At 65.4% G+C, this 25,485-nt stretch carries 25 protein-coding genes; 10 read left to right on the top strand and 15 right to left on the bottom strand.

Annotated elements, in window-relative coordinates; genetic code table 11:
• Positions 1-26: 26 nt before the first annotated feature.
• Entirely contained in the window at positions 27-962 is a 936-nt protein-coding gene (locus QA639_RS25185; RefSeq protein WP_157340923.1) for a glycine/sarcosine/betaine reductase selenoprotein B family protein, read from the bottom strand.
• A 92-nt stretch (positions 963-1,054) separates the two neighbouring features.
• Here QA639_RS25185 and QA639_RS25180 point away from each other — a divergent pair, with 92 nt between their 5' ends.
• The 5 genes from QA639_RS25180 (at position 1,055) to tsaA (ending at position 4,990) form a co-directional block, all read left to right on the top strand.
• Positions 1,055-2,167: a lytic transglycosylase domain-containing protein gene (locus QA639_RS25180; protein WP_244978385.1), complete on the top strand. Its 1,113-nt coding sequence runs from the start codon at positions 1,055-1,057 to the stop codon at positions 2,165-2,167.
• Between the two features lie 192 nt (positions 2,168-2,359).
• Positions 2,360-3,112 carry an AzlC family ABC transporter permease gene (locus tag QA639_RS25175; protein WP_283087598.1) on the top strand — a complete coding sequence of 251 codons (753 nt, stop codon included), beginning with the start codon at positions 2,360-2,362 and terminating at the stop codon, positions 3,110-3,112.
• The gene (locus tag QA639_RS25170) at positions 3,109-3,453 is read left to right on the top strand and encodes an AzlD domain-containing protein (RefSeq protein ID WP_028336400.1); all 345 of its coding nucleotides are present in this window, start codon (positions 3,109-3,111) and stop codon (positions 3,451-3,453) included. Before QA639_RS25175 ends, QA639_RS25170 begins: the two co-directional genes overlap by 4 nt.
• Positions 3,454-3,514: 61 nt before the next feature.
• A complete protein-coding gene (locus QA639_RS25165; RefSeq protein ID WP_283087597.1) occupies positions 3,515-4,495 on the top strand; it encodes a Bug family tripartite tricarboxylate transporter substrate binding protein in 981 nt (326 codons plus the stop codon).
• Positions 4,496-4,498: 3 nt separating this feature from the next.
• The gene (gene tsaA / locus QA639_RS25160; RefSeq protein ID WP_026192858.1) at positions 4,499-4,990 is read left to right on the top strand and encodes a tRNA (N6-threonylcarbamoyladenosine(37)-N6)-methyltransferase TrmO; all 492 of its coding nucleotides are present in this window, start codon (positions 4,499-4,501) and stop codon (positions 4,988-4,990) included.
• Between the two features lie 119 nt (positions 4,991-5,109).
• On the opposite strand, the gene QA639_RS25155 is transcribed toward tsaA, so the two are convergent.
• From QA639_RS25155 to QA639_RS25140, 4 genes are all read right to left on the bottom strand, one after another.
• Positions 5,110-5,535 (bottom strand): HIT family protein, encoded by a 426-nt coding sequence (locus QA639_RS25155; protein WP_157340927.1) that lies wholly within the window; start codon positions 5,533-5,535, stop codon positions 5,110-5,112.
• A gap of 52 nt (positions 5,536-5,587) precedes the next feature.
• Positions 5,588-6,838: a GNAT family N-acetyltransferase gene (locus QA639_RS25150; protein ID WP_050385767.1), complete on the bottom strand. Its 1,251-nt coding sequence runs from the start codon at positions 6,836-6,838 to the stop codon at positions 5,588-5,590.
• 166 nt (positions 6,839-7,004) lie between these two features.
• Positions 7,005-7,757: a glycerophosphodiester phosphodiesterase gene (locus tag QA639_RS25145; RefSeq protein ID WP_283087596.1), complete on the bottom strand. Its 753-nt coding sequence runs from the start codon at positions 7,755-7,757 to the stop codon at positions 7,005-7,007.
• 3 nt (positions 7,758-7,760) lie between these two features.
• A complete protein-coding gene (locus QA639_RS25140; RefSeq protein WP_016845428.1) occupies positions 7,761-8,228 on the bottom strand; it encodes a RidA family protein in 468 nt (155 codons plus the stop codon).
• A gap of 264 nt (positions 8,229-8,492) precedes the next feature.
• Between QA639_RS25140 and QA639_RS25135 the strand changes: the two genes are divergently transcribed.
• Positions 8,493-9,359 carry a cell envelope integrity EipB family protein gene (locus tag QA639_RS25135; RefSeq protein WP_283087595.1) on the top strand — a complete coding sequence of 289 codons (867 nt, stop codon included), beginning with the start codon at positions 8,493-8,495 and terminating at the stop codon, positions 9,357-9,359.
• Positions 9,360-9,606: 247 nt separating this feature from the next.
• Positions 9,607-10,008 carry a RidA family protein gene (locus QA639_RS25130; protein ID WP_283087594.1) on the top strand — a complete coding sequence of 134 codons (402 nt, stop codon included), beginning with the start codon at positions 9,607-9,609 and terminating at the stop codon, positions 10,006-10,008.
• A 105-nt stretch (positions 10,009-10,113) separates the two neighbouring features.
• Here QA639_RS25130 and QA639_RS25125 read toward each other — a convergent pair whose 3' ends face one another.
• Both QA639_RS25125 and QA639_RS25120 read right to left on the bottom strand, forming a co-directional pair.
• Complete coding sequence (locus tag QA639_RS25125; RefSeq protein WP_283087593.1) at positions 10,114-11,430, bottom strand: DNA polymerase IV; 1,317 nt, start codon at positions 11,428-11,430, stop codon at positions 10,114-10,116.
• A complete protein-coding gene (locus tag QA639_RS25120) occupies positions 11,409-11,708 on the bottom strand; it encodes a DUF3572 domain-containing protein (RefSeq protein WP_283087592.1) in 300 nt (99 codons plus the stop codon). The genes QA639_RS25125 and QA639_RS25120 overlap by 22 nt, the downstream gene beginning before the upstream one ends.
• A gap of 228 nt (positions 11,709-11,936) precedes the next feature.
• Here QA639_RS25120 and QA639_RS25115 point away from each other — a divergent pair, with 228 nt between their 5' ends.
• On the top strand, positions 11,937-12,302 hold the full coding sequence (locus tag QA639_RS25115) for a response regulator (protein ID WP_028336390.1): 366 nt from the start codon (positions 11,937-11,939) through the stop codon (positions 12,300-12,302).
• 15 nt (positions 12,303-12,317) lie between these two features.
• Positions 12,318-13,691, top strand: coding sequence for a PleD family two-component system response regulator (locus QA639_RS25110; protein WP_028336389.1), 1,374 nt, complete (start codon positions 12,318-12,320; stop codon positions 13,689-13,691).
• A 139-nt stretch (positions 13,692-13,830) separates the two neighbouring features.
• Here the strand turns inward: QA639_RS25110 and QA639_RS25105 are convergent, their stop codons facing one another.
• Both QA639_RS25105 and QA639_RS25100 read right to left on the bottom strand, forming a co-directional pair.
• On the bottom strand, positions 13,831-15,036 hold the full coding sequence (locus QA639_RS25105) for a serine hydrolase domain-containing protein (protein ID WP_244482326.1): 1,206 nt from the start codon (positions 15,034-15,036) through the stop codon (positions 13,831-13,833).
• Between the two features lie 147 nt (positions 15,037-15,183).
• Complete coding sequence (locus QA639_RS25100; protein WP_028336387.1) at positions 15,184-15,786, bottom strand: TetR/AcrR family transcriptional regulator; 603 nt, start codon at positions 15,784-15,786, stop codon at positions 15,184-15,186.
• 133 nt (positions 15,787-15,919) lie between these two features.
• Between QA639_RS25100 and QA639_RS25095 the strand changes: the two genes are divergently transcribed.
• Positions 15,920-17,152 carry an MFS transporter gene (locus tag QA639_RS25095; protein WP_283087591.1) on the top strand — a complete coding sequence of 411 codons (1,233 nt, stop codon included), beginning with the start codon at positions 15,920-15,922 and terminating at the stop codon, positions 17,150-17,152.
• Between the two features lie 53 nt (positions 17,153-17,205).
• On the opposite strand, the gene rpmG is transcribed toward QA639_RS25095, so the two are convergent.
• The 6 genes from rpmG to topA all read right to left on the bottom strand — a co-directional run bounded on the left by rpmG (position 17,206) and on the right by topA (position 25,427).
• Complete coding sequence (gene rpmG, locus QA639_RS25090; protein WP_018271988.1) at positions 17,206-17,373, bottom strand: 50S ribosomal protein L33; 168 nt, start codon at positions 17,371-17,373, stop codon at positions 17,206-17,208.
• 128 nt (positions 17,374-17,501) lie between these two features.
• Positions 17,502-18,827 (bottom strand): LLM class flavin-dependent oxidoreductase, encoded by a 1,326-nt coding sequence (locus QA639_RS25085; protein ID WP_157340940.1) that lies wholly within the window; start codon positions 18,825-18,827, stop codon positions 17,502-17,504.
• Between the two features lie 256 nt (positions 18,828-19,083).
• Positions 19,084-19,833 carry an NUDIX hydrolase gene (locus QA639_RS25080; protein ID WP_028336384.1) on the bottom strand — a complete coding sequence of 250 codons (750 nt, stop codon included), beginning with the start codon at positions 19,831-19,833 and terminating at the stop codon, positions 19,084-19,086.
• Between the two features lie 36 nt (positions 19,834-19,869).
• Positions 19,870-20,307 (bottom strand): DUF983 domain-containing protein, encoded by a 438-nt coding sequence (locus QA639_RS25075; protein WP_028336383.1) that lies wholly within the window; start codon positions 20,305-20,307, stop codon positions 19,870-19,872.
• A complete protein-coding gene (rnr, locus tag QA639_RS25070) occupies positions 20,298-22,655 on the bottom strand; it encodes a ribonuclease R (RefSeq protein WP_283087590.1) in 2,358 nt (785 codons plus the stop codon). The genes QA639_RS25075 and rnr overlap by 10 nt, the downstream gene beginning before the upstream one ends.
• Positions 22,656-25,427 carry a type I DNA topoisomerase gene (gene topA, locus QA639_RS25065; protein ID WP_157340945.1) on the bottom strand — a complete coding sequence of 924 codons (2,772 nt, stop codon included), beginning with the start codon at positions 25,425-25,427 and terminating at the stop codon, positions 22,656-22,658.
• Between the last annotated feature and the right edge of the window lie 58 nt (positions 25,428-25,485).

Raw genomic sequence — 25,485 nt, 5'->3', positions numbered from 1 at the left:
AAAATGCTCGTGTCTAACGCCGAGTCTTACGCGACGCGCTCGCGCAGCCCTTTGGCGACTTCCTTCTGCGCGTCGAACTCGCGGCGCAGGCGGGCCAGCTCCTCGGCGCTGAGCGTGTCTGCGTTGCTGTAGTCGCGCTTCCAGGAAGCATCCTCGCTCCAGCGCAGCGGCGACTGCACGGCGGTCTGCGGACCGGGCGCCTGCTCAAGCACGCGCAACGCCAGCTCCAGCGTGAACGCCTGCGAGGCGACGTCGTGCGGCTTGCCCGCGGAATTGCCGAGCGGGAAGTCGGAGAACAGGAAGCGCGGCACGGCGGCATGCTCGACGATATCCTTGGCGCAGCCCATCACCACGGTGGAGATGCCGTTGGCCTCGAGATGCCGCGCCACCAGGCTGACGGTCTGGTGGCAGACCGGGCAGTTCGGCACCAGCACCGCGGCGTCGACCTTGTCGTCACGGCAGCGCTTGAGGATTTCGGGCGCGTCGGTCTCGATGGTGACGCGGTGGCTGCGGTTGGTCGGGGCGCCGAAGAAGCGCGGCGCGACTTCGCCGATCGTGCCGGTGGCGGCGAGGCGCTTCAGCTGCGCCATCGGGAACCAGGTGCCGCCGTCGGTCGCCATGGTGTGGGTGCGGTCATAGGCGATGTGCGAAATCCGCAGATCGTGCAGCTTTGATGTGTCGCCGTCATAGACCGAATAGAATTTTGCGCCGCCATTGTATTTCGCACCGGGACCCTGGTCGCCCCGGGCCGGATCGAACGGCGCCGCGGTCGTGATGATGGCGACCCGGGACTGGTTCAGCGGCTTCTTCAGGGGCTGGAACGGGGCGAAGGTGTAATGCGCCCACCGGTAAGGGGTGGTGTAGCCGATCGCCGCGTAATAATCGCGGGTCCGCTTCATATAGCCGATCGGGGCGTCGTCATCGGGGGCAAAGCCGAGTTGATCGTCGGATGCTGCGGCCATTTTGCGCTCCCTTTTGCGCGCCATCATTTCAGTCCATAGCTAGACCACGAGCTTGCGGTGTCAAGCCGCGCCCGCACGGGAACAGAATTGCCATGCGAACCGGTCGTTGCGCCGCATTGGTCATGCTTGTGCTGCTGGTGCCGCCGGCCCGGGTCGGCGCGGAGGACGCACCGGCCGCGGCCCCGGCGCCGCCGCCAGGCGCCGAGCAGCCGGCAGCGCCGCCCCCGGACAAGCCCGCTGAGAAGCCCGCGGCGGTCCCGGCGGAGCCGCCTGCGCCATCGCCGGGAGAGCAGGCCGCACCATCGGCCGAGAAACCTGCCGCGCCCCCGGCGGATACGCCCGCGGCGCCAGCCGAGAAGCCCGCGGCGGCGGCCGACGACAAGCCCGCGGATGACGCGCGCGAGAGCGACACCCGCGAGGCGATGTGCCTGATGATCGAGTCGGCGGCGCGGGCCAACGATCTGCCGCTCGAATTCTTCGCGCGCGTGATCTGGCAGGAGAGCCGCTTCCAGGCCGATGCGGTTGGTCCGATGACCCGCAACGGCCAGCGCGCGCAGGGCATCGCGCAGTTCATGCCGGGCACGGCAAACGAGCGCGGGCTGCTCGATCCGTTCAATCCGGTGCAGGCGCTGCCGAAGTCGGCCGAATTCCTCAGCGAGCTGCGCAACCAGTTCGGCAATCTCGGCCTCGCGGCGGCCGCCTACAATGCCGGCCCGCGCCGGATCCAGGACTGGCTCGCCGGCTCCGGATACATGCCGCAGGAGACGCGCAATTACGTCTCCGCGATCACCGGCTCCAGCGTCGACGACTGGGCAGCCGCCGGGCGCAACGGCAAGATGCCACAGCGCGCGCCGACCAGGAGCTGCCGCGAACTGATGGCGTTGCTCAAACGCGCGCCCAACCCGTTCGTCGCAGGGCTCGAGCAGCACGTCACGCTGTCGGCGGCCAAGGTCTGGGGCGTCCAGCTCGCCGCCGGCTTCAGCCGCGACAAGGCGCTGGCGATGTATGCCCGCGCCATCAAGCGCCTTGCCAACGTGATCGGCGATCAGGATCCGAGCCTGCTTTCTTCGCGGCTACGCACCCGCGGCAGCGCGACCTTCTACCAGGTGCGCATCGGCGCCGACACGCGCCCCGAGGCAGACGGCCTGTGCAACCGCATCCGCAAGGCGGGCGGGGCGTGTTTTGTTCTAAAGAACAGGGCGTGATTGCGTGGATCCGTAGCCCGGATGAAGCGAAGCGCAATCCGGGACAGCTCTCGCCGGTCGCAAGAGCGGCCCCGGATTTAGCTGGCGCTTCATCCGGGCTACCAAGGCGCATACCGGACCTGTGCCGTCTCTTGCTTGACCCTGCGTTGTCCGCGCCCTAATCCGCCGCGATTGCAAACCATCCGGTTCCCCGTGGCGCTTCCTCCCCTCGATTCTCCGCAATGGCACACCTCATTCCGCGCCTTCCTGTGGGGCGCGCGGTCGATCGGCGCGACCGTGCTGACCCTGGTGCTGTTTGCGACCTATCTCGGCATCGGCGCGCTGGCGTATGATAGCGGCTTCTCGCTGGGTTGGACGCTGGCGAGCACGGCGTTCGTATGGGCTGGCCCTGCGCAGATCATCGTGATCACGACACTCGGCTCCGGCGCCACCGTGCTGCAATCGGCGATCGCGGTCACGGTCAGCGCGATCCGCCTCTTTCCGATGGTGGTGTCGGTGTTGCCGATGACGCGCACCGAACAGACCAAGCGGCGGCATCTGATCCTCGTGGCGCATCTCACCGCCGTCACGCTGTGGGTCGAGTGCTTCCGCTTCCTGCCGCAGGTGCCGCGCAACCGGCGGATCGCCTTCATCCACGGGCTTGGCTGCGGGCTGGTCACCGTCTGCCTGATCGCCAACACGATCGGCTACATGCTCGCCGCCAACCTCACGCCGCTGTTCGCCGCCGGCATGCTGATGCTGACGCCGCTCGCCTTCCTGTTCTCCACGGCGCGCAACTGCCGCGAGCTCGCCGACGTCATCGCGCTGGTGCTCGGCCTGTTGCTGTTTCCGCTGGCGGCGATGCTGAACAGCGGCGTCGACATCCTGGTCAGCGGGGTCGTCGCGGGCACCATCGCCTACGGCGTGCACCGGGCGAGGGCGGGCATCGTCGGGGCGCGCGCATGAGCGGTTTCATCGGCGACTGGCACGCGCTGGCGATCCTGTTCGTCGCGGGCGTCATCCCCAACCAGATCTGGCGCATGCTCGGCCTGTGGTTCGGCGGCGGCATCGACGAGAACTCCGAACTCTTGGTCTGGGTGAGGGCGGTCGCCACCGCGATCCTCGCCGGAATCATCGCGCAGATCGTGGTGCAGCCGCCGGGCGCGCTCGCCAGCGTGCCGGACTGGCTGCGTTACGGCGCCGTCGCCGCGGGCTTTGTCGTGTTCATGCTGGCGAGGAAATCGATCTTCGCCGGCGTGATCGCGGGCGAGATCGTCATGATCGCGGGCAAATACTGGCTCGGCTGATTGCGGCGTCCGCATTATCCGCTACTCTCGCTTCCCAAGAACAAGACAACGGGGAAACGGCATGCAGCGGCGCGCATCATCGCTATTCATTGTTGCTCTGACGGCGTTGCTGGCGGCGACGCTGCCGGCGCGTACCGCGGATTATCCAACGCGGCCGATCAAGCTCGTGGTGCCCTATGCCGCGGGCGGGCCGACCGACGTGCTCGGCCGCATCGTCGGTGAATATCTCGGGCGCGATCTCAAGCAGGTGGTCGTGGTCGAGAACAAGGCCGGCGCGCAGGGCGCGATCGGCGCCGAGGCCGTGGCGCGCTCCGATCCCGACGGCTACACGCTGTTCGTGACGGCCGCCTCTATCTTCGTGCTCAATCCGCTGCTCTACAAGAAGCTGCCCTACGATCCGACCAGGGATTTTCGCCTGCTGTCCGTCATCACGGACGCGCCGATGATCATGGAGGTGCATCCCTCCGTGCCGGCAAAGACGATCGCGGAGTTCGTCGCCTACGCCAAGAAGAATCCCGGAAAACTCAATTTCGGATCGGCGGGCACCGGCGGCACGGTTCATCTCGCCGGCGAGATGTTCAAGCAGATGGCTGGCGTCGAGATGGCCCACGTGCCCTACAAGGGCGCGGGGCCGGCGCTGACCGATCTTTTGTCCGGCAACATCCAGCTGATGTTCGACACGCTCGGCACCGCGCTGCCGCCGGTCAAATCAGGCATGCTGCGTGCGCTCGGCGTCAGCTCGACCGAGCGCATTACCGATCTGCCCGATCTGCCGACGATCGCCGAGAGCGGTTATCCCGATTATGCGGTCAGCGTCTGGTATGGTATCGCAGCGCCGTCGAAGGTGCCCGACGACATCGCCGACAAGATCAAGGCAAGCCTCGACCGGGCCTTGAACGATGAGGCGTTCCGCGCTTCGCTGCTCAAGATCGGTTTCCCGCCGCTGCGCGCGAAGAGCCTGGCCGAGATCGACAAGTTCGTGAATACCGATCGCGCGCGATGGGCGGGCGTGGTCAAGGCGTTGAACATATCGCTGGATTGACACATGGTACGTGAAATGGAACTGCGCCAGGGCGAGGTCGCCGTCGACATGCCGACGGCGCGCGATGCCGCGCTCGTCTTCATCGGCCGCATCCGCACGCCCTGGACCTCGCGACTGGCGACGCCGCGGCAGGGGCGGCATGACGGCCCGGTGTGCCGGCTCGAAATTTTCGAGCCCTGGGTCGCCGCGATCAAGGGTGTCGATTTCTATTCAAATCTCGAGGTGCTGTACTGGTTGCACCAGTCGCGCCGCGACATCGTGCTGCAGAGCCCGAAGAACAACGGCAACACCCGCGGCACCTTCTCGCTGCGCTCGCCGGTGCGCCCCAACCCGATCGGCACCTCGATCGTCAAGCTGGTCGGCGTCGAGGGCAACGTCATCCTGGTGCGCGGCCTCGACTGCCTCGACGAGACGCCGCTGATCGACGTCAAGCCCGACCGCTGCGAGTTCACCCCACTGGCCCCGCCGCAGGCTGGGGACTTTGAGACGGAGTGAGATCCGTCGATGCCGTAGCCCGGATGCACCGAAGCGAAATCCGGGGCGGTCTTACATCGGCTGCAAGATTCCCGGATTGCGCTAGGCTCCATCCGGGCTACGCAGCGGCGCCTACGGCGTTACTTCAACGCTGCGATCAGCTTCGTCGCGCTCGCCTCCAGCACCTTGCCGTCTTCCTTGTAGCTCGCGGGCGGCAGCAGCGCGACGCCGTCCTTGCGCGGCATGACGTGCATGTGGAGATGGAATACGACCTGCCCACCGGCTGGCTCGTTGAATTGCTGCACCGTGATGCCGTCGGCTTCGAACGCCTTCATCGCAGCGGCCGCGATCTTGTGCGAGGCGCGCGCGACATGGGCGTAGTCGTCGGGCTTGATGTCGAGGATGTTGCGGGCAGGGGCCTTCGGAATGACGAGCGTATGCCCCGGCGAGCGCGGCATGATGTCGAGGAACGCGAACACGTGCTCGTCCTCATAGACCTTGTAGCAGGGCAGCTCGCCGCGCAGGATCTTCGCGAAAATGTTGTTGTTGTCGTAGGCGGCGGGCATGGCGGCGGCTCCTCGATGATGCTGCTTTATTGCCTAGGTGGCGGCGGAGACGTCAAGCGTCGTCGTCGACCGTCTTGCGGAACGGGCCGGCCTCGGTGAGCTCGCGGCCGACCTCGGCGACATAGTCGCGCTCGCGCTTGAGGTAATCGGCGATCGCCCGGCGCAGTCCGGGGTCGGCGATGAAATGCGCCGAATAGGTTGTCTGCGGCAGGTAGCCGCGCGCCAGCTTGTGCTCGCCCTGCGCGCCGGCCTCGACCACCTTGAGCCCGCGTTGAACCGCGAAATCGATCGCCTGGTAGTAGCAGACCTCGAAATGCAGGAACGGGTGGTGCTCGATCGCGCCCCAGTTGCGGCCGAACAGCGTGTCCGAGCCGATGAAGTTGATCGCACCGGCGATCCAGCGGCCGTTGCGCTTGGCCATCACCAGCAGCACGTCCCGGCTCATCGTCTCGCCGATCAGCGAGAAGAATTCTCGGGTCAGATACGGCCGGCCCCATTTGCGCGAGCCGGTCTCCATATAGAACTCGAAGAACGCATCCCAGGCGTCCTCGGTGATGTCCGAGCCGGTGAGCCAGTGGATGGTGATCCCGGCGCCAACCGCCTCGCGGCGCTCGCGCTTGATGCCCTTGCGGTGACGCGAGTTCAGCGAGCCGAGAAAATCGTCGAAGGTCTTGTAACCCTCATTGCGCCAGTGGAACTGCTGGTCGGTCCGCTGCAGGAAACCGTGTGCGCCAAGGAACCTGGCCTCGTCCTCGCGGGCGAACGTCACATGCACGGAGGAGGCCTCGGTGGCGTTGCAGAGTGCCCGGAGGCCTCGTGCCAGCGCCGAGCCGATCACCTCGCGGTCGACGCCGTCGCGGATCAACAGCCGCGGCCCGGTCGCGGGCGTGAAGGGGACGGACACCTGAAGCTTCGGGTAATAGCTGCCGCCGGCACGGTGATAGGCCTCGGCCCAGCCGCGATCGAACACGTATTCGCCCTGCGAGTGCGATTTCAGATAGCAGGGCACGACGCCGACGATCCGGCCATCAAGCTTTGCGATCAGATGCCGCGGACCCCAGCCGGTCCGCGGGCAGGCCGAGTTGGAGGCTTCGGCGGCAGCAAAAAAGGCGTGGGAAACGAATGGGTTATAGCTCGAACTTGCGGCGACCTGGCAATTGTTTGCAGAACCGGGCGAGGCCAGCGTGTCGAGGTGATGGATGCTGTCCGCGTCCGCCTTGGGATTGGCGCAAGCGTCCCATTCGGCGGACGGAATGCCGCCGATGTCAGCTACAGCCTCTAGGGTGATTTCAGAAGACGCCATCGAGAATGAAGACCGGTGCCTCGTTTGAGCATGATCTTTCCGGAACAGCTGGCTCAACTTCCGGATCATGCCCCGCATTCCGCCATCGCCGATGACGACCAACCCTCGCCAACATCGTGCGTTGCAGCGGCGAGTTCAAGACTGCAAGGGGCATGTCTGGGACATGTCAGGTTCCCGGCACGAACCCCTCGAAGATCATCTGGTCGGCGTAGCGCGCCGCGCGCTCACGCTGTTCCACCGTCCGCACGGTCCAGGCCAGCAGCGGACAGCCGAACACGTTGCGGGCGATCCACGGCTCCGGCGCTGGCAGCTGGTTAACCCAATAGGCGACGAAATGCGGCTCGGTCGTAAAGCCGTGCCGCAGGTACAGCATGCTGTCGCGCTGCGCCGGCGTCAGCTTGTCCCAATGGCCGTCGTCATAGGTGCGCTGGGCGGTGATGCCGCGCGGCAGGTTCGGCATGATCTCGCGCAGCGCCAGCACCTGGTCGGGATCGAAGGACATGCCGACCACCGGGCCGGAATAGGACGCCAGCACCTCGGCCATCCGCCGCACCAGCTTGCGGTCGCCGTCGAAATGGCTCTTCACCTCGACCACCAGCGGAACGCGGCCGGCGACCAGCGCGCAGAGATCGCCGAGTGTCATCATCTGCTCGGCGGTGTCCGTGAACTTGACGGCCTTCAGCTCGGCCGCGGTCTTGGTCGCCAGCAGGCCCGCCGCCTCGGTGAGACGGCCGAGCGCATCGTCGTGATGCACCATGGCCTCGCCGTCGGCGGTGAGCTGGATATCGCACTCGATGGCGAAGTTGCCGGCGACCGCGGCGGTGGCCGCGGCCGGCATGTTCTCGATGATGCCGCGTGCGGCATCGTGCAGGCCGCGATGGGCGACCGGCCGTTTCGTCAGCCAATCAGGAGCGCGCATCGATCAGGCGACTTCGAACACGCCTTCGACTTCGACCGCGGCGTCCGCGGGCAGCGAGGCGACGCCGACGGTGGTACGGGCATGGCGGCCCTTGTCGCCGAATGCCTCGACCATCAGGTCGGAGGCGCCGTTCAGCACCTTCGGCCCGTCGAAGAAGTCGGGCGCCGAATTGATGAAGCCGCCGAGCCGCACCACGCGCACGACCTTGTCGAGGTCGCCGAGCGCGGCCTTGATCTGGGCCAGCAGGTTGATTGCGCAGCCGCGCGCGGCAGCGGCGCCCTGTTCGAGCGTGACGCCGGCACCGAGCTTGCCCTTGGCGATCAGCTTGCCCTCGGCGTTGAAGCAGACCTGGCCCGACACGAACAGCAGGTTTCCGCTGCGGACGAAGGGAACATAGTTTGCGACCGGGGAGGTCGGCTCGGGAAGTGTGATGCCCTGTGACGCCAGTTTTTGTTCGACGGTACCCGCCATTTTTTGGTCCCCCAATTGGATTGCACGAAGCCTGAAACGCGGTCAGGGCCAAGTTTGTTTCGATTGTTTCGCGCATCGTGCCGCCGGTTGCAAGCGACGGTAAGGGGAGGATAGTGCCGCCATGAGGTGCGGATTCGCACGGTAAGCCGCCGAAAATGACGGCAATTTCGCTGCGTACATTGCCATTTTGTCAGACTTGCCCCAGTTGCGGCGCAATACCACCGTCACTATTGTGGCGAATCCCTGCCTCCTTGAGGAAACCACATGACCCTGCCGTTTCGGACTCCGTCGCGTGCCCTGGTGTTTGCGATCGCCGTTGCCGCAGGATCCGGCCTGGTTCAGGGGTCCGCTGTCGCGGCGGCCAGCGGGCCGTTTCTCGCGCATCAGGCGCTCTACGACCTCAGCCTGGTGAAATCGCGCGGCTCCAACTCGGTCAGCGATGCCCGCGGGCGCATCCTCTACAATTTCTCCGGCAACTCCTGCGAAGGCTACACCTCCGAATTCCGCCAGGTGTCCGAGCTCGACAGCGGCGAGGGCAAGGTGACGCTGTCCGATCTTCGCTCCACGTCCTGGGAGGAGGCGTCGGGCAAAAGCTACCGCTTCAAGATCGACACGCGGATGAACGACAGCGAATCGTCGCCGGTCGACGGCATCGCTGAGCGGGTCGGCGATCATATCACCGTGAAGCTGACCCAGCCGGTGAAGAAGACGTTCAATATCGACGGCAAGATCGTGTTCCCGACCGAGCAGATTCAGCACATCATCGCTGCCGCCCGCGACGGCAAATCTGTCCTCGAGCAGACCGTCTATGACGGCTCCGACAACGGCGAGAAGATCTACAACACGCTGACTGTGATCGGCCGGCCGATCACAGGCGACCGCGCGCCGTCATCGCCCGATCCGTCGACGGCGAGCAATGCGATGAAGGCCATGACGCGCTGGCCGGTGACGGTGAGCTATTACGACAGCGACGCGCGCGCGAAGGACGGCGAGCAGACGCCGGTTTACGCGATGTCGTTCGAGCTTTACGAGAACGGCGTCTCCCGCGCGCTGGTACTGGACTACAACGATTTCGTGATCTCGGGCGCGCTGGACAAGTTCGACGTCAGGGATTCCAAGCCCTGCAAGTGACGGGCTGGCTATCGCCACCCACCCAGCGTCGTCCCGGGCAAGCGAAGCGCGACCCGGGACCATAACCGCAGGGTTGAGTTGTTGAAGGAGGCTGTGGCCCCAAGGTCGCGTAACTATCACCTTCGGTGGTTATGGGTCCCGGCTTTCGCCGGGACGACGGCGGAGCAAGCTCCCCGCGAGACCGCACTGGCCGTAGCCGTCCGACACGAGTACGCTTCCCAAAACGCACGTGTCAGGGAGGCACTTCATGAGCAAGCTCGACCACCTTCGCCCCAGCGGCCTGCATCACAATCCGGCTTACTCCCACGTCGTCGTCGCCTCCGGCGCGCGCACGATCTACATTTCGGGACAGGTCTCCGTCGACGAGGAGGGCCGCGTGGTCGGCGCCGGCGATCTCGCCGCGCAGACGACGCAGGTGATGCAGAACCTCGGCATGGCGCTGAAGGCCGCCGGGGCCAGCTATTCCAATATCGTGAAGATCACGACCTTCGTCGTCGGCTACAAGCCGGAGCTCCGCCCGATCATCGGTAAGGCGCGCTCGGCATTCTTCGAGGGCATGGAGCCGCCGGCCTCCACGCTGGTCGGCGTCACCGCGCTCGCGGCGCCGGAATGGCTGATCGAGATCGAGGCGGTGGCGGTCACGGATTGACGGGCTGCGCAGTCGTCATGCGCGGGCGCGACCCGCGCATCCATCGCCTTTCAAAGAGTCCTTGTTTTGATGGATGGCCGGGTCAAGCCCGGCCATGACGACCGATTACTCCTCCGCGCTCTTCTGCGGCCCCTCATAGGCAATGCCCCTGATCACGGCGGCATTGCCGAATTTCTTGCGCAGATTGTCCATCGCGCGTTCGGCGTGCGCCGAGCGGCGGTCGAGCATGTCGGAATCGTTGGCCTGCACGCCCGGGCGCAGCGCGCTGACGCCGGTGCCCATCAGGCGGAAGGCGGTGCCGTCGATTTCCTTCACCAGCATCTCGCGCGACACCGCAAAGATCTTGGCCGCAAGCTGGGTCGGCGTCTGGATCGATTGCGAACGGGTGCGCTGGCGGAAGTCCGCGGTCTTCAGCTTCAGCGTGATGGTGCAGCCCGAGAGCTCGCTGGTCTTCAGCCGCGCCGAGACTTTCTCGGACAGTTTCCAGAGCAGTCTTTCCAGCGTTGCGAAGTCGCGGATGTCGGTCTCGAAGGTGGTCTCGCTCGAGATTGTCTTCGCGCCGCGATCGGCCACCACGCTCCGGTCGTCGATGCCGCGTGCCAGCCGCCACAGCCGGCGGCCTTCGCTCGCGAACTGTTTCATCAATTCGTTCTCGTCGGCGCGCTGCAGGTCGGCGATGATGCGGAAGCCGCGCTGCACCAGCTTTTCCTGGGTCGCAGGGCCGACGCCGTAGATGAACCCGACCGGTTTGCTGGCCAGCATCTCGCGCGCCTCGTCCTGGTCGAGCGCGGCAAAGCCCCTCGGCTTGTCGAGGTCGGAGGCGATCTTGGCGAGGAACTTGTTGCAGGACAGGCCGACCGACACCGTGATGCCGATGTCGCGCTCGACCTCGCGGGCGAATTTGGCGAGCACCTTGGCCGGGATCATGCCGTGGACGCGCTGCGTGCCGGCGAGATCGAGGAAGGCTTCGTCGATCGACAGCGGCTCGACCAGCGGCGTCAGCGCCTGCATCGCCTGCCGCACCTCGCGTCCGACCCGGACATACTTCGCCATGTCCGGCGGGATCACGGTCGCGTCCGGGCAGAGTTCCAGCGCCTTGAACATCGGCATCGCCGAGCGGACGCCGTAGGTGCGGGCGATGTAGCAGGCGGCGGACACCACGCCGCGCTTGCCGCCGCCGATGATGACCGGGCGATCGGCGATGTCAGGATTGTCGCGCTTCTCGACGGTGGCATAGAACGCGTCGCAGTCGATGTGGGCCAGCGCCAGCGCGGGCAGGGCGCGATGACGCACCAGCCGCGGCGAGCCGCAATGGCTGCAGCGCTTCACCTTGATATCGAGGTCGCCGAGGCAGTCTCGGCAGAAACTGAGGGGGCCGTCGGAAGCTGCCGCTGCCGTCGTCACGGCACGTCGCGCTCCCATTTCGGGTCGCCCAGCGCCTGACGGGCGGCGGCGATATTGGTCGGGTGCAGTTCCGAGGCCTTGGCAAACGCCGTCACGGTGGCGTCGTCGCGCATCACGAAATCGAGCACGCTCGCAAGAAATTGAGGATCGGACGCGGCGTTCCGCAGCGTCTCTGGACCGATTCCGGTTTCGGCCAGGAACAGGCCCAGCCGCTCCTGATCGCCGGCAATAAAGCCGAGCGCCTGAATCGCAACGATTTCAGCAACTTCCCGGGGGTTGTGAACAGGCTTTTTCAACGCGCCGGTTTGCCTTTCCGTTAACTTATGGTCTCTATTGAGAGGCCCATCATGCCCGAGTCTTCCGCGTGTGTTCAAGCAACGGAAACCACGCTGTGGAAGTTGGAGTTCGGGTTAACGGGTTAGAGCGATTCTGGCGCTAGTTTGAATTCACATTTTCGACGCGCCCCGAGCGCGGTGCGTGAGGTGCCGCAGCCGGGCCCGTCTCCTGGGTTTGGGAGGGACGGGATGGCCAAAACCGTCCTGATCGTGGAGGACAATGAGCTCAACATGAAGCTCTTTCGCGATCTGTTGGAAGCGCACGGCTATCAGACTTCGGGCACCAGCAATGGCTTCGAAGCGCTCGACCTTGTCCGCAAGCTGCGCCCCGACCTCATCCTGATGGACATCCAGCTACCCCAGGTTTCCGGCCTGGAGGTGACGCGCTGGATCAAGGACGATCCCGATCTGCGCGCAATTCCGGTGGTCGCGGTCACCGCCTTCGCCATGAAGGGCGACGAAGAACGCATCCGCGAGGGCGGCTGCGAAGCCTATTTGTCCAAGCCGATCTCGGTCGGCAAATTTATTGAGACTGTCCGACGCTTTATCGGATAGGGGAGTTGTGGTGCAATGTCCGCGCGTATCCTCGTGGTCGATGACGTTCCGGCGAACGTCAAGTTGTTGGAAGCCCGTCTGTCAGCCGAATATTTCGATGTACTGACTGCCTCCAACGGGACCGAGGCACTGGAAATTTGCGCACGCGCCGAATGCGACATCATCCTGCTCGATGTCATGATGCCCGACATGGACGGCTTCGAGGTCTGCCGCCGGCTGAAGTCGAATCCGGCGACCCATTTCATTCCGGTCGTCATCGTCACCGCGCTCGACAGTCCGGCCGATCGCGTGCGCGGCCTTGAAGCCGGCGCCGATGACTTCCTGACCAAACCGGTATCCGACGTCGTGCTGATCGCGCGCGTGCGCTCGCTGACGCGGCTGAAGATGATGACCGACGAACTGCGCATGCGCGCCATCACCTCGCTCGAGATCGGCATGCAGGCGCCCGAGCGCAGCGCGATCGCCGACAAGGGCACCGGCGGCCGCATTCTCCTCGTCGACGACCGGCCGTCGTCCTACGAGAAGCTGGCGCCGATCCTCTCCGCCGAACACACGGTCGACGTCGAGATCAATCCGTCGGAAGCCTTGTTCCACGCCGCCGAGGGCAATTACGATCTGCTGATCGTGTCGCTGAGCCTCGACAATTACGATGGCCTGCGGCTGTGCAGCCAGGCCCGCTCGCTGGAGCGCACGCGCCAGGTCCCGATCCTCGCCATCTCGGATGCCGACAACAACACGCGGCTGATGCGCGGGCTCGAGATCGGCGTCAACGACTACCTGCTGCGTCCGGTCGACAAGAACGAGCTGTTGGCGCGTGCGCGCACCCAGATCCGCCGCCGCCGCTACACCGATCATCTGCGCGATAATGTGCAGAACTCGATCGAGATGGCGATCACGGATGCGCTGACCGGTCTCAATAACCGGCGCTACATGGAAAGCCATCTCGCGACGCTGGCGGAGCAGGCCTCGATCCGCGGCAAGCCGCTGGCGCTGATGATCCTCGACATCGACTACTTCAAGGCGATCAACGACACCTACGGCCACGATGCCGGCGACGACGTGCTGCGCGAATTCGCCGTCCGTATCCGCAAGTCGATCCGCGGCATCGATCTGGCCTGCCGCTATGGCGGTGAAGAGTTCGTCATCGTGATGCCCGAGACCGACCTGCATGTCGCCGGCATGGTCGCCGAACGGCTGCGCCGCTCGATCGCCGGCGAGCCCTTCACCGTCGACAAGGGCGGCAAGCGGATCACCGTCACGATCTCGATCGGTCTCACCACGCTGGAGCGCAAGGGCGAGCAGGTCACCGATGTGCTCAAGCGCGCCGACACCGCGCTCTATCGCGCCAAGCACGACGGCCGCAACCGCGTGGTGTCGGCCGCAGCCTAGCCGCATCTCGTAGCCCGGATGGAGCGAAGCGTAATCCGGGAGGCCGGTGCATGTGGCGCGGTACCCGGATTTCGCGGAGCCTGTCATCGGGCGCGCATTCGCGCGACCCGTTGGTTCCATCCGGGCTTACCCAGTTGCACTATCTGCCGCGCTTCACCGCGTCATAGGCCATCCGCTTGAACTCGAACGAGAACGGATGGACGAACGCCATCTGGCGCTGCGCCATCATGACGCCGGCGATGCCCGTTTTGGGCGAAGTCCACCACTGCGTGCCTGCGACGCCGCCCCAATAGAGTTCGCCGGCGGCGTCGGGATGATCGATCGGGGAGGGGTTGAGGATCAACCCGCCGGCGAGACCGTAGGTCTTGCCGGGCTGCTCGCCCATCATCGCGAAGCGGATCCATTGGCCCGGTGTGAGCTGGTTGGTCATCGCCTCTGCGATCGTCTCCGGCTTCAGCAGCGTCGGTCCGCCGGGCAGCAGGCTGCGGATCAGCGCGACCATGTCATGGAGCGTCGAGACGAGACCGCCGCCGCCATTGAAGCGCGGCACCGGCCGCAAATAAGCGCCCGGATAGGGAGCATTGTCGGTGCGTGTCAGGCCCGGCTTCATCGGATCCATCAGATCGGCGCCGGCGTAATAGGCGACGAGCCGGTTGTGGTCCTTCTCCGGAACATGGAAGCCGGTGTCGACCATGCCGAGCGGATCGAGGATGCGCGCCTTGATGAACTTGTCGAACGGCTGGCCGCTCACCACCTCGACCAGTCGTGCGACCACGTCGATCGCAACCGAATATTCCCATGACGAGCCGGGATGGAACACCAGCGGCAGATCGGACAGACCGTCGACCATGTCGGCGAGCGTCGTCATCGGATTGAGGATCTTGCGCTCGTTGTAGGCCTTGAAGATCGGTGTCCCTGGATCGAACAGGCCGTAGCTGAGGCCGGCCGAGTGACTCAGCAGATGGCGAATGGTGATCGACCGCTGTGCCGGCCCGGTGTCGTCGATCGACGTCGCGCCCGGCCGCAGCACCTTCCGGTTTCTGAGTTGCGGGATGAAGGTCTCGATCGGATCGTCGAGCCGGAAGCGGCCCTCCTCGACCAGCAGCAGCGCTGCGCAGGAGGTGATCAGCTTGGTGTTGGAGAAGACGCGGAAGATGTGATCGGTGCGCAGCGGAATCTGCGCTTCCTTGTCGGCCCATCCGACGCAGCCCGTGTCAGCGACGTCGCGCCCGACCAGAACCGTCCAGGAGATGCCGGACAGGAGATCGTTGTCGATATAGCGCTGCATGGCCGCGCGCGCCGGCGCGAAATCATACCCGGTGGCCGTTACTTTCAGATCTTCCATGGTCGTTCCCTGTTGTGCCGCAGGTCTTCTGTGGAGCAGGTCTTTGCGCGGTCGCTGTCAATCTCGCCGGACGGAATATCCAATCGGGAATGCCGTGGCCTGCGGTCGGTGTTAACAACCAAACCTGACTTCGGCACGCAACCGGATTTATCCGGCGCGTTTCTTGCCCGCGGGGGCGGGGCTGCCGACCTTGACGCCTGCATTTGCCAGCAACACGCGCGCGGCTTCCCTGGCCGCGCGCGCCATCGCCGGATCGTCGCGCACCAGATCCTGCGCGATCGAGCCGTCGACCAGCAACGTGAGCTGGGTCGCAAGTCCCTCGGCGTCCGTGACGCCGAGCTGCCGCAGCAGGTCGCGAAACCAGAGCCGGCGGCTTTCCTTGAAGGCGATTGCGATGTTTCTGAAGGTGCGGTCCTCGTCCTCCGGGCCGAGCTCGGCCACTGCGTTCACGAACGGGCAGCCGCGAAAGTCCTTCGCCGAGAAGCGCCGCTCCAGCGAATCGAAAGTCGCGAGAATCTGCTCGGCCGGCGGCTTGTCGGAGGGACGCGGCTGCACGAAGCGGCGTTGCAGATAGGCTTCGATCAGCGCGTCCTTCGATGGGAAGTGGTTGTAGAGCGTGCGCTTGCTGATGCCGATCTCGGCCGCGATGGTGTCGACGCCGATGGCGCGAATGCCCTGCAGGTAGAACAGTCTGTCGGCGGTCTCGAGGATCCGCTCCTTCATGGTCTGTTTGGGAGGCGGGGAAGCCATGCGCCAGCCGTGATCCTCTTCGCTTGACAGTCGGCCCCCTGTATAGCCTAAGTACACAGGTCTGTGTAACCAAAACATGCATGAATCGCAGGCCATGGCACGCGTGCCGTGCCGTTATGGGAGAACAAGAACAATGTCCCTGTTGCAGGTCCTGCGTCCCACGCTTCCCATCCTGATCGGCGCCTCCATCATGCTCACGCTGAGCATGGGGCTGCGGCAGAGCCTCGGTATCTTCATGCAGCCGCTGACGCACGACATCGGCATCTCGATATCCCACTTCACGCTGGCGCTCGCGGTGCAGAACCTCGCCTGGGGCTTTCTGCAGCCGGTCGCCGGCGCGATGACGGTGCGTTACGGCTTCCGCCCGATCATGGTGGTCGGCGCGCTGGCCTACATCGCGGGCCTCGTACTGATGACCACGGCGCATGGGCTCGTTGCCATCATGATCGGCGCAGGTGTCCTGATCGGCCTTTCGCTCGCCTGCACCGCGAATGCGATCGCAATGTCGGTCTCGGCGCGCGCGGTGCCGGAGACGGTACGCTCGACCGTGCTCGGCATGGTCTCCGCCGCGGGCTCGCTCGGCGCGCTGCTGTCGGCGCCGATCGGCCAGATGCTCAATGAAGGTTTCGGCTGGCGCGTCGGACTTGCCGGCTTCGTGATCCTCTCGGTCTTCATGATTCCGGCTGCGTTGTACGCCGGCCGCGTCGACAAGATCCCGCTGCCGAAGCCCGCGGCCGACGATATCGGCAACGCCACCGCGGCGACAGCGGCGAAGACCGCGTTCAGCAACGCAGCCTTCGTGGTGATGACCTGCGCCTACATGGTCTGCGGCATGCAGCTTGTCTTCCTCACCACGCATCTGCCGTCGTATCTCGCGATCTGCGGGCTCGATCCGATGCTGAGCGCGCAGACGCTCGGCATGATCGGCGGCTTCAACGTGCTGGGCTCGCTGTTCTTCGGCTGGGCCGGCCAGCGCTGGAACAAGCTGGCGCTGCTCGGCGCGATCTACATCCTGCGCTCGCTGGCGCTCGCCTGGTACTTCATGCTGCCGGCAACGCCCGGCTCGACGCTGCTGTTCGGCGCCATCATGGGCGTCCTCTGGATGGGCGTCGGTCCGCTGGTCGCGGGCGCGGTGGCCGAGATGTTCGGCTTGCGCTGGCAGGCGATGATCCAGGGCCTCGCCTTCATGAGCCACCAGGTCGGCAGCTTCCTCGGCGCTTACGGAGGAGGGCTGATCTACGACTCGCTCGGCTCCTACGCCATGGCCTGGCGCATCGGCGTCGCGCTGGGTCTTGCCGGCGGCATCATCCAGCTCGCCTTCGCGCTGATCCGGCCGGCGCAACCGCCACTGCTCAAAGTCGCATAGAAACGCAAAACGGGGCCCAAGGGGCCCCGTTTGAACGTCGGAAGTAGCCGATCTTACTTGATCTTGGCTTCCTTGAACTCGACGTGCTTGCGCGCGACCGGGTCGTACTTCTTCTTGACCAGCTTGTCGGTCATGGTGCGCGAATTCTTCTTGGCAACGTAATAGAAGCCGGTGTCGGCCGTCGACACGAGCTTGACCTTGATTGTGACCGCCTTGGCCATGTGCAAAACCTCGAAAATCGGGGGAATTCGGGAGCCGGCCAAATCGGCCCGCGTTTGGCCCGGAAACTAGCCAGAAACAGCCCAAAGTCAAGGATTTCTGAGCCAAGATCACCCCGATTCCGGGCCTATTACCCCTCGAAGAACTGATTTTTCGGCCGCGGCAGGCCCAAATTCTCGCGCAAGGTCCGCCCCTCATACTCTTTGCGGAAAATCCCGCGCTTTTGCAGTTCCGGGACCACCTTGTCGACGAAGTCGAACAGGCCCTGCGGCAGATAGGGGAACATGATGTTGAAGCCGTCGCTGCCGCGGCCGGTCAGCCATTCCTCCATCTGGTCGGCGATGGTCTGCGGCGTGCCGACGAAGGCGAGCCCGCCATAACCGCCGACGCGCTGGGCGAGTTGGCGCACGGTGAGCTTGTCGCGCGCTGCGACATCGACGAGGCGCTGCCGGCCGCTCTTGCTGGCATTGGTTTCGGGGATCGGCGGCAACTGTCCGTCGGGATCGAAGCCGGACGCATCGGTGCCGAGGATCACCGACAGTGAGGCGATCGCGCTGTCGTAATGCACGCGGCTGTCGAGCAGCGCGCGTTTCTCTTTTGCTTCTTCGACGCTGTCACCGACGACGACGAAGGCGCCGGGCAGGATCTTCAGATGCTCCGGATCGCGGCCAACCTTCTCCATGCGGCCCTTGATGTCGGCGTAGAGCTTCTGTCCGTCGGCCAGGCTGCCGCCGCCGGTGAACACGGCTTCCGCGGTCTCGGCCGCAAGCTGCCTGCCGTCATCGGAAGCGCCGGCCTGCACGATGACAGGCCAGCCCTGCACGGGGCGGGCGATGTTCAGCGGACCGCGGACCGAGAGATATTTGCCCTTGTGATTGAGCACATGCATCTTGTCGGGATCGACGAACAGCCCGGACCCGACATCGCGCACGAACGCATCGTCGGCGAAGGAATCCCACAGGCCGGTGACGACGTCGTAGAACTCGCGGGCGCGCTTGTAGCGCTCGGCGTGCTCCATATGGTCGTCGAGGCCGAAATTCAGCGCTGCATCGGGATTGGACGTGGTGACGATATTCCAGCCGGCGCGGCCGCCCGAGATGTGGTCGAGCGAGGCGAAGCGCCGCGCGACGTGATAGGGCTCGTCGAAGGTGGTCGAGCCGGTCGCGATCAGGCCGATATTCTCCGTCACGGCGGCGAGCGCCGACAGCAGCGTGAACGGCTCGAACGAGGTCACGGTGTGGCTGCGCTTCAGCGCGTTGATCGGCATGTTCAGCACGGCCAGATGGTCGGCCATGAAGAAGGCGTCGAACTTGCCGGCCTCGAGCTTGCGGATCAGCGTCTTGATGTGGTCGAAGTTGAAATTGGCGTCGGGCCAGGCCCCGGGATAGCGCCAGGCACCGGTGTGAATGCTGATCGGCCGCATGAACGCGCCGAGCTTGAGTTGACGCTTCGCCATTGCCCCGTTCCGTCCTTGATGTCGTTAGCGGAACAGATAGGGAGGCGTTTCGCGGCGCGCCATCCTGACGGCGCCAGAAGATTTTTGCAATTTGAGGGCCGGTCAGAGGATAAGTCCACGCTCGCCTTACGGTCGTCATCGCGAGCGAAGCAAAGCAATCCATCTCACCGCTTCTTGAACCGTGGATTGCTTCGTCGCTTCGGCGCAAAATTGCTTTGCAATTTCGTCGCGAGCTTCTCCCAAGGACGGGGCGCTACTACGTCCCCAGCACATCCTTCTGCATCTTGCCGCCGTAGAAATGGAAGAACGGCACGGGCGCGTCGTGGCGGAGCGGGCCGGTGGCTAGACGGCGGTCGAGCTCGGCGAGCACGTTCTTGGTCATGGCATGCGCGTCGGCGAGCGGCTCGGAGCCGATCTCGACCCAGACCAGCTCGACGAGCTCGGCATCGGCATGCACCACGCCCTCGACACGATGGGCGATCGTCGACGCGTCGGCAGTGAAGAAGCGCGTATCGAAGCGGCGGACGCGGCCGGGCGGGGTGATCGCACGCGCGATCAGGAACAGGCCGGACGGATCGGGCAAGAGGTCTGCGTCGGCGAACGGCGCCCAGGGCCCGTCGAGCTTGTGCCGCTTCTCGACCTTGCGGCCAAGGCAGAGCCCGGTCTCCTCGCAGGCCTCGCGGATCGCGGCGTTGGCAAGCGCACGCGCGCGGCCGGGCGTGATCTTCGGGCTGCCCTTCAACAAATTGGCTTCGAGCTCCGGCGTGATCGGCGCTGCGACCGGCACGCGATTGTCGGCCTTGTCGACGCGGCCGCCGGGGAAAACGAATTTGCCGGGCATGAACACGACCTTGTCGTGGCGCTTGCCGACCAGCACCTTCGGCTTGGCGCCGGAGCGATCGATCAGGATCAGCGTCGCGGCATCCTTCGGCCGGAAATACGCATGATGATCGGCTTCTTTTTCGCCCTGGTGGACGACAGCGGCGGGTGCGGCAGCTTCAGTCATTTCATCCCTTTCATTTCTTCTTGCGGCCCGGTTTAGCTAGACCGGCGGGATGTCGCTAGGGGGATTCTCGTCAAAGCCATGCATGCGCAGGGCCCATTGCAAGCCGATCACGGCTCCCTTCACCGGCTGCAACAAAGCCAGCGATGCTAACAGCGTGAAGGGCAGATAGATCGCAAGCTGCAGCCACACCGGCGGCGAATAATTAGTCTCGATCCACAGCGCCATCGGTACCACGATATGGCCGACGATAACGATGACGAGATAGGCAGGCAGATCGTCGGCGCGATGCGGCGTGAAGTCGAGATCGCAGACCGGGCAATGGCCGTCGCATTTGAGAAACTTGCGGAACAGTCTGCCTTTTCCGCAGCGCGGACAGCGGCAGCGGAACCCGCGCTTCATCGCGCTCCACGCGTCGCGCTTCTCGGGCTCGGCCGCCTCGCGAGTCCAGACCACCGTCGGCGGTGTCACTTCCATGACTTGCCTCGCTTCGATTTGCCGGACTTCTGCTGCGCCGGCGTGCGATCCTTCTTGCGCGATTTCCGCTCCTTGTGCGCCTTCTTGCCTGATCCTTTTGGTCCCTTGCCAAATCCGGCGGCGCGGCGCTCGGCCCTTACGCTGTCGTGTTTTCTGCCGCGCGGAATTGCCTGACCATCGGATAATAACTCAAATCGCAGCGCGCCGGCTATCGGCGCGGCTTCCACCAGACGCACATCGACGACGTCGCCGAGCCGATACTTGGTGCCGCTGCGCGTGCCGATCAGCGCGTGGCGGGTTTCGTCGTAGTTGAAATATTCGCTGCCGATGGTTCGGATCGGGATCAGGCCGTCGGCGCCGGTGTCGTCGAGTTTCACGAACAGGCCGGATCGCGTCACGCCGGAAATGCGGCCCTGGAACGAGGCGCCGACCTTATCGGCAAGGAAATGCGCGATCAGCCGGTCGGTGGTCTCGCGCTCCGCCTTCATCGCGCGGCGCTCGGTGACGGAAATCTGCGCGGCGATCTCGGCGAGCGTCTCCACGGTCTCATCCGTCGGCAGGGCGCCTTCGCCAAGCCCGAGCGCGCGGATCAGCGCGCGATGCACGATCAGATCGGCATAGCGACGGATCGGCGAGGTGAAGTGGGCGTAGCGGCGCAGGTTCAAGCCGAAATGGCCGTAGTTCTCGGCGGAGTATTCGGCCTGCGCCTGCGAACGCAGCACCACCTCGTTGACCAGCGGCTCGTAGTCCTCGCCGGCGACCTGCGCCAGCACGCGGTTGAATTGGGTGGGACGCAGTGCGCCCTGCTTGGTGAAGGGCAGGTCGAGCGTCTTGAGGAATTCCTGCAGATTGTGCACCTTCTCCTGGCTCGGCTCGTCGTGCACGCGGTAGATCAGCGGCAGCGCCTTCTTCTCCAGCATCTCGGCCGCGGCGACGTTGGCGAGGATCATGAATTCCTCGATCAGCCGGTGCGCATCGAGCCGCTGCGGCACGATCACCCGATCGACGGTGCCGTCGGCTTTCAGCAGGATCTTGCGCTCGGGCAGATCGAGATCGAGCGGGTCGCGCTCGTTGCGTGCAAGCTTGACCAGCTCGTAGGCCGACCACAGCGGCTTCAGGATCGGATCGAGGATAGGGCCCGTCGTGTCGTCCGGCCTGCCGTCGATCGCGGCCTGCGCCTGCGCATAATGGAGCTTTGCGGCCGAACGCATCAGCACGCGGTGGAAGGTATGCGAGCGCTTGCGGCCGTCGGCGCCGATCACCATCCGCACCGCCAGCGCGCCGCGCGGCTCGCCCGGCACCAGCGAGCAGAGATCGTTGGAGATGCGCTCGGGCAGCATCGGCACGACGCGATCAGGGAAATACACCGAGTTGCCGCGCTGGAGCGCGTCGCGGTCGAGCGCCGAGCCGGGCCGCACATAGAAGGCGACGTCGGCGATCGCGACATGGACGATGAAGCCGCCCTTGTTATTGGGATCGTGATCGACTTCCGCATGCACCGCGTCGTCGTGATCCTTGGCATCCGGCGGATCGATGGTGACGAGCGGCACGTCGCGCCAGTCCTCGCGGCCCTGCAAGGTCGCGGGCTTGGCGTCTTCAGCTTCGCGCAGCGCAGAAGTGGAGAACACCTGCGGGATATCGTGGGTGTTGATCGCGATCAGACTGATCGCCTTTTCACTGGCAATCGAGCCGAGCCGCTCCTTGACGCGGGCGGAGGCGAGGCCGTAGCCGCGGGTGCGGATCAGGTCGACGCTGATGAGATCGCCGTCTTCGGCGCCGCCGCTGTCGGCTTTGGCGATGTTGAGCTCGCGGCCGGCCTGCTTCTTGTCGACCGGGATCAGGCGACCGCCGCCATCGAGATTGCGACGGAAGATGCCGAGGATCCGCGTGCGCCCGTGATCGATCACCTTGATGACGCGGCCGCGATAGGGCGTGCCGTCTTGCTCGTCCGTGACTTCGACGCGCAGCAGCGCGCGGTCGCCGACGCCGGCGGTGGTGCCGGGCTTCGGCCGCCGCGGCGTCTCGATGCGGATTTTCGGGGCGGTGCCGTTCTCGTCCGAGTCCCACTCGGCGGGCGTAGCGATCAGCTCGCCGTCGCTGTCGCGCCCGGTGATGTCGGCCAGCACGGTAGGGGGCGGCGCCGCCGGCTCGTGGATCTTGCGGCCGCGCTTGGCAATTGTGCCGTCGTCGGCGAGCTCGCGGAGGATCCGCTTCAGCTCGACGCGGTCGGCGTTCTTCAAGCCGAACTCGCGCGCGATCTCGCGGGTGCCGAGCTTGCCTGGATTGGCGCGGATGAAAGCGACGATGGCATCCCGGCCCGGAAAGCCATTGTCGGGTTTTCGTTTCACTTATCCTCGTGCCTTGCCGGCGCTTTTCTTCGCGGGTGCTTTCGCTGGTGCCGATGATTTTGCAGGCGACGTCTTGGCACCGGAGGCGACCGGCGCGCGCGCCTTGCTGGTCGCATCCGTTTTCGGCTTCGCTGCGGCTTTCTTCGACGCCGCCTTCTTGGCGGGCTTGGCGTCGGCGTCGCCGTCAGTCTCGGTCGCCTCGGACTTGGCTTTCTTCGCCTTGGCGGGCTTTTCCGCCTTCGCCTTCTTGGCCTTCTTGCCGCCGCCCTTGGCCGCGCGCTCGTCGATCAGCGCGATTGCTTCGGCGAGCGTGATCTGGTCGGGGGTGCGGTCGCTCGGAATCGTCGCGTTGACGCCGCCGGCGGCGACATAGGCACCGTAGCGACCGTTCTTCAGCGCGACCGCGCCGAGCGTCGGGTGATCGCCGAGCGGCTTGCCGGGATCGGCACCGAAGCGGCGGCCGCTCGGGCCCTTCGCGATCTTCTCAGCGATCAGCGTGACGGCGCGGTTCAACCCGATGTCGAAGACCTCGTCGCCGGCCTCGAGGCTGGCATAGGTCTTCTCGTGCTTGACGAACGGCCCGAACCGCCCAAGGCCGGCGGTGATTGGCTGCCCGGTTTCCGGATGCTTGCCGATCTCGCGCGGCAGCGACAACAGCTTCAGCGCCAGTTCGAGGTCGACATCGGCCGGGGAGGTGCCTTTTGGAATGCCCGCGCGCTTCGGCTTCTCGCCCTCGGCGTAATCCTTCTGCTCGCCGAGCTGGATGTAGGGGCCGAAGCGGCCGGCCTTCACCGTGACATCGAAGCCGGTGTCGGGATCGGTGCCGAGGACGCGGTCGGCGCTCTCGGCGCTGTCGGCCGCAAGCGGCCTTGTGTAGCGGCATTCCGGATAGTTCGAGCAGCCGACGAAGGCGCCGAACTTGCCGGCCTTGAGGTTGAGCCGGCCGGTGCCGCAGGTCGGGCATTGTCTGACATCGCCGCCATCCGCGCGCGGCGGATAGATGTGCGGGCCGAGCATCTCGTCGAGCGCGTCGAGCACCTCGGCGACCCGGAGGTCCTTGATGTCGTTGACCGCGCCGATGAAGCCGCGCCAGAAGTCCTGCAACACCTGCTGCCAAGCGATCTCGTTGTTGGAGATGCGGTCGAGCTGCTCCTCGAGATCGGCGGTGAAGTCGTATTCGACATAGCGCGAGAAGAAGTTCTCCAGGAACGCGACCACGACGCGGCCCTTGTCCTCGCCGTGCAGCCGCTTCTTCTCGAGCTTGACATAGCCGCGGTCCTTCAGGACCTGCAGGATCGAGGCGTAGGTCGAGGGGCGGCCGATGCCGAGCTCCTCCATCCGCTTCACCAGCGAGGCTTCCGAGAAGCGCGGCGGCGGCTCGGTGAAATGCTGGGTGACGGCAAGGCTCTGGCGCTTCACGGCCTCGCCCTCGCTCATCGCGGGCAGGCGGCGCGAATCCTCGTCTTCCTCGTCGTCGCGGCTTTCCTGATAGAGCGCGAGGAAGCCGTCGAACTTGATGACCTGGCCGGAGGCGCGCAATTCCAGCACGCGTGAGCCGGCCTTGGCCTCGATGTCGACGGTGGTGCGCTCGAGCTCGGCCGACTCCATCTGGCTCGCAATGGTGCGCTTCCAGATCAATTCATAGAGCCGCGCCTGATCGGCATCGAGCCTTCGGCCGATGGTGGCCGGGCGACGCGACAGATCGGTCGGGCGGATCGCTTCGTGGGCTTCCTGCGCGTTCTTGGCCTTGGCCTGGTACTGGCGCGGGGCGTCCGGCACGTAGGCGTTGCCGTAGTCCTCGCCGATCACCTTGCGCGCCTGCGTGATCGCTTCGGGCGCGATCTGCACGCCGTCGGTTCGCATATAGGTGATGAGGCCGGTGGTCTCGCCGCCGATGTCGATGCCCTCATAGAGCCGTTGCGCGATGCGCATGGTGTGCGCCGGCGCGAAGCCGAGCTTGCGGCTCGCTTCCTGCTGCAGGGTCGAGGTGGTGAACGGCGCCTGCGGATTGCGCCGGGCCGGCTTGGCCTCGACGGTCGCGACCTTGAACAGGGCGGCCTCGATCGCCTTCTTGAAATCCTCGGCTTCCGCGCCGGAGCCGATGTCGAGCCGTGCGATCTTCTTGCCGTCGGCGCCGACCAGCCGCGCCTCGAAGGCGTCGCCGCGCGGCGTCAGCAAGGTCGCGACCAGCGACCAGTACTCCTTCGGCACGAACTTCTCGATCTCGAGCTCGCGGTCGCAGACCAGCCGCAGCGCGACCGACTGCACGCGGCCGGCGGAGCGGGCGCCGGGCAGCTTGCGCCACAGCACGGGGGAGAGGGTGAAGCCGACCAGATAGTCCAGCGCGCGACGCGCCATATAGGCGTCGACCAGCGCGCCATCGATCTGGCGCGGCGCCTTCATCGCCTCGGAGACGGCCTGCTTGGTGATGGCGTTGAACACGACGCGCTCGACCTTCTGGTCCTTCAGCGCGCGCTTCTCCTTCATCACCTCCAGCACGTGCCAGGAGATCGCTTCGCCCTCGCGATCAGGGTCGGTTGCGAGGATCAGACGGTCGGCACCCTTGAGCGCCTTGGCGATGTCGTTGAGCCGGCTCGCGGCCTTCGCATCGACCTCCCAGATCATCTGGAAATTGGCGTCGGGATCGACGGAACCATTCTTGGCCGGGAGGTCGCGAACATGGCCGAACGACGCCAGGACCGCGTAGGAGGACCCCAGATATTTGTTGATCGTCTTGGCCTTGGCCGGCGACTCCACAATGACGATATTCATGTCATTCCAATAGCTTGTGGGAAAACTTGAAGGTGGGTTCCGCTAGACTCGCGGCCCG

The organism is Bradyrhizobium pachyrhizi, assembly GCF_029714545.1.
In the GTDB taxonomy this organism is placed as follows: Bacteria; Pseudomonadota; Alphaproteobacteria; order Rhizobiales; family Xanthobacteraceae; genus Bradyrhizobium; species Bradyrhizobium pachyrhizi.
The sequence above is the reverse complement of the archived record's forward strand: the minus strand, read 5'-3'. Positions and strand labels throughout refer to the sequence as shown.

Excerpts from the sequence above, each read along its gene's own strand:
- QA639_RS25140 (WP_016845428.1), bottom strand. The coding sequence starts at position 8,228 with ATGGCGGGTACCGTCGAACAAAAACTGGCGTCACAGGGCATCACACTT.
- QA639_RS25165 (WP_283087597.1), top strand. The coding sequence starts at position 3,515 with ATGCAGCGGCGCGCATCATCGCTATTCATTGTTGCTCTGACGGCGTTG.
- QA639_RS25100 (WP_028336387.1), bottom strand. The coding sequence starts at position 15,786 with ATGGCTTCCCCGCCTCCCAAACAGACCATGAAGGAGCGGATCCTCGAG.
- QA639_RS25180 (WP_244978385.1), top strand. The coding sequence starts at position 1,055 with ATGCGAACCGGTCGTTGCGCCGCATTGGTCATGCTTGTGCTGCTGGTG.
- QA639_RS25075 (WP_028336383.1), bottom strand. The coding sequence starts at position 20,307 with ATGGAAGTGACACCGCCGACGGTGGTCTGGACTCGCGAGGCGGCCGAG.
- tsaA (WP_026192858.1), top strand. The coding sequence starts at position 4,499 with ATGGTACGTGAAATGGAACTGCGCCAGGGCGAGGTCGCCGTCGACATG.
- rpmG (WP_018271988.1), bottom strand. The coding sequence starts at position 17,373 with ATGGCCAAGGCGGTCACAATCAAGGTCAAGCTCGTGTCGACGGCCGAC.
- QA639_RS25155 (WP_157340927.1), bottom strand. The coding sequence starts at position 5,535 with ATGCCCGCCGCCTACGACAACAACAACATTTTCGCGAAGATCCTGCGC.
- topA (WP_157340945.1), bottom strand. The coding sequence starts at position 25,427 with ATGAATATCGTCATTGTGGAGTCGCCGGCCAAGGCCAAGACGATCAAC.
- QA639_RS25135 (WP_283087595.1), top strand. The coding sequence starts at position 8,493 with ATGACCCTGCCGTTTCGGACTCCGTCGCGTGCCCTGGTGTTTGCGATC.
- QA639_RS25130 (WP_283087594.1), top strand. The coding sequence starts at position 9,607 with ATGAGCAAGCTCGACCACCTTCGCCCCAGCGGCCTGCATCACAATCCG.
- QA639_RS25080 (WP_028336384.1), bottom strand. The coding sequence starts at position 19,833 with ATGACTGAAGCTGCCGCACCCGCCGCTGTCGTCCACCAGGGCGAAAAA.
- QA639_RS25150 (WP_050385767.1), bottom strand. The coding sequence starts at position 6,838 with ATGGCGTCTTCTGAAATCACCCTAGAGGCTGTAGCTGACATCGGCGGC.
- QA639_RS25110 (WP_028336389.1), top strand. The coding sequence starts at position 12,318 with ATGTCCGCGCGTATCCTCGTGGTCGATGACGTTCCGGCGAACGTCAAG.
- QA639_RS25185 (WP_157340923.1), bottom strand. The coding sequence starts at position 962 with ATGGCCGCAGCATCCGACGATCAACTCGGCTTTGCCCCCGATGACGAC.
- QA639_RS25145 (WP_283087596.1), bottom strand. The coding sequence starts at position 7,757 with ATGCGCGCTCCTGATTGGCTGACGAAACGGCCGGTCGCCCATCGCGGC.
- QA639_RS25095 (WP_283087591.1), top strand. The coding sequence starts at position 15,920 with ATGTCCCTGTTGCAGGTCCTGCGTCCCACGCTTCCCATCCTGATCGGC.
- QA639_RS25105 (WP_244482326.1), bottom strand. The coding sequence starts at position 15,036 with ATGGAAGATCTGAAAGTAACGGCCACCGGGTATGATTTCGCGCCGGCG.
- QA639_RS25085 (WP_157340940.1), bottom strand. The coding sequence starts at position 18,827 with ATGGCGAAGCGTCAACTCAAGCTCGGCGCGTTCATGCGGCCGATCAGC.
- QA639_RS25170 (WP_028336400.1), top strand. The coding sequence starts at position 3,109 with ATGAGCGGTTTCATCGGCGACTGGCACGCGCTGGCGATCCTGTTCGTC.
- QA639_RS25125 (WP_283087593.1), bottom strand. The coding sequence starts at position 11,430 with ATGGGAGCGCGACGTGCCGTGACGACGGCAGCGGCAGCTTCCGACGGC.
- QA639_RS25115 (WP_028336390.1), top strand. The coding sequence starts at position 11,937 with ATGGCCAAAACCGTCCTGATCGTGGAGGACAATGAGCTCAACATGAAG.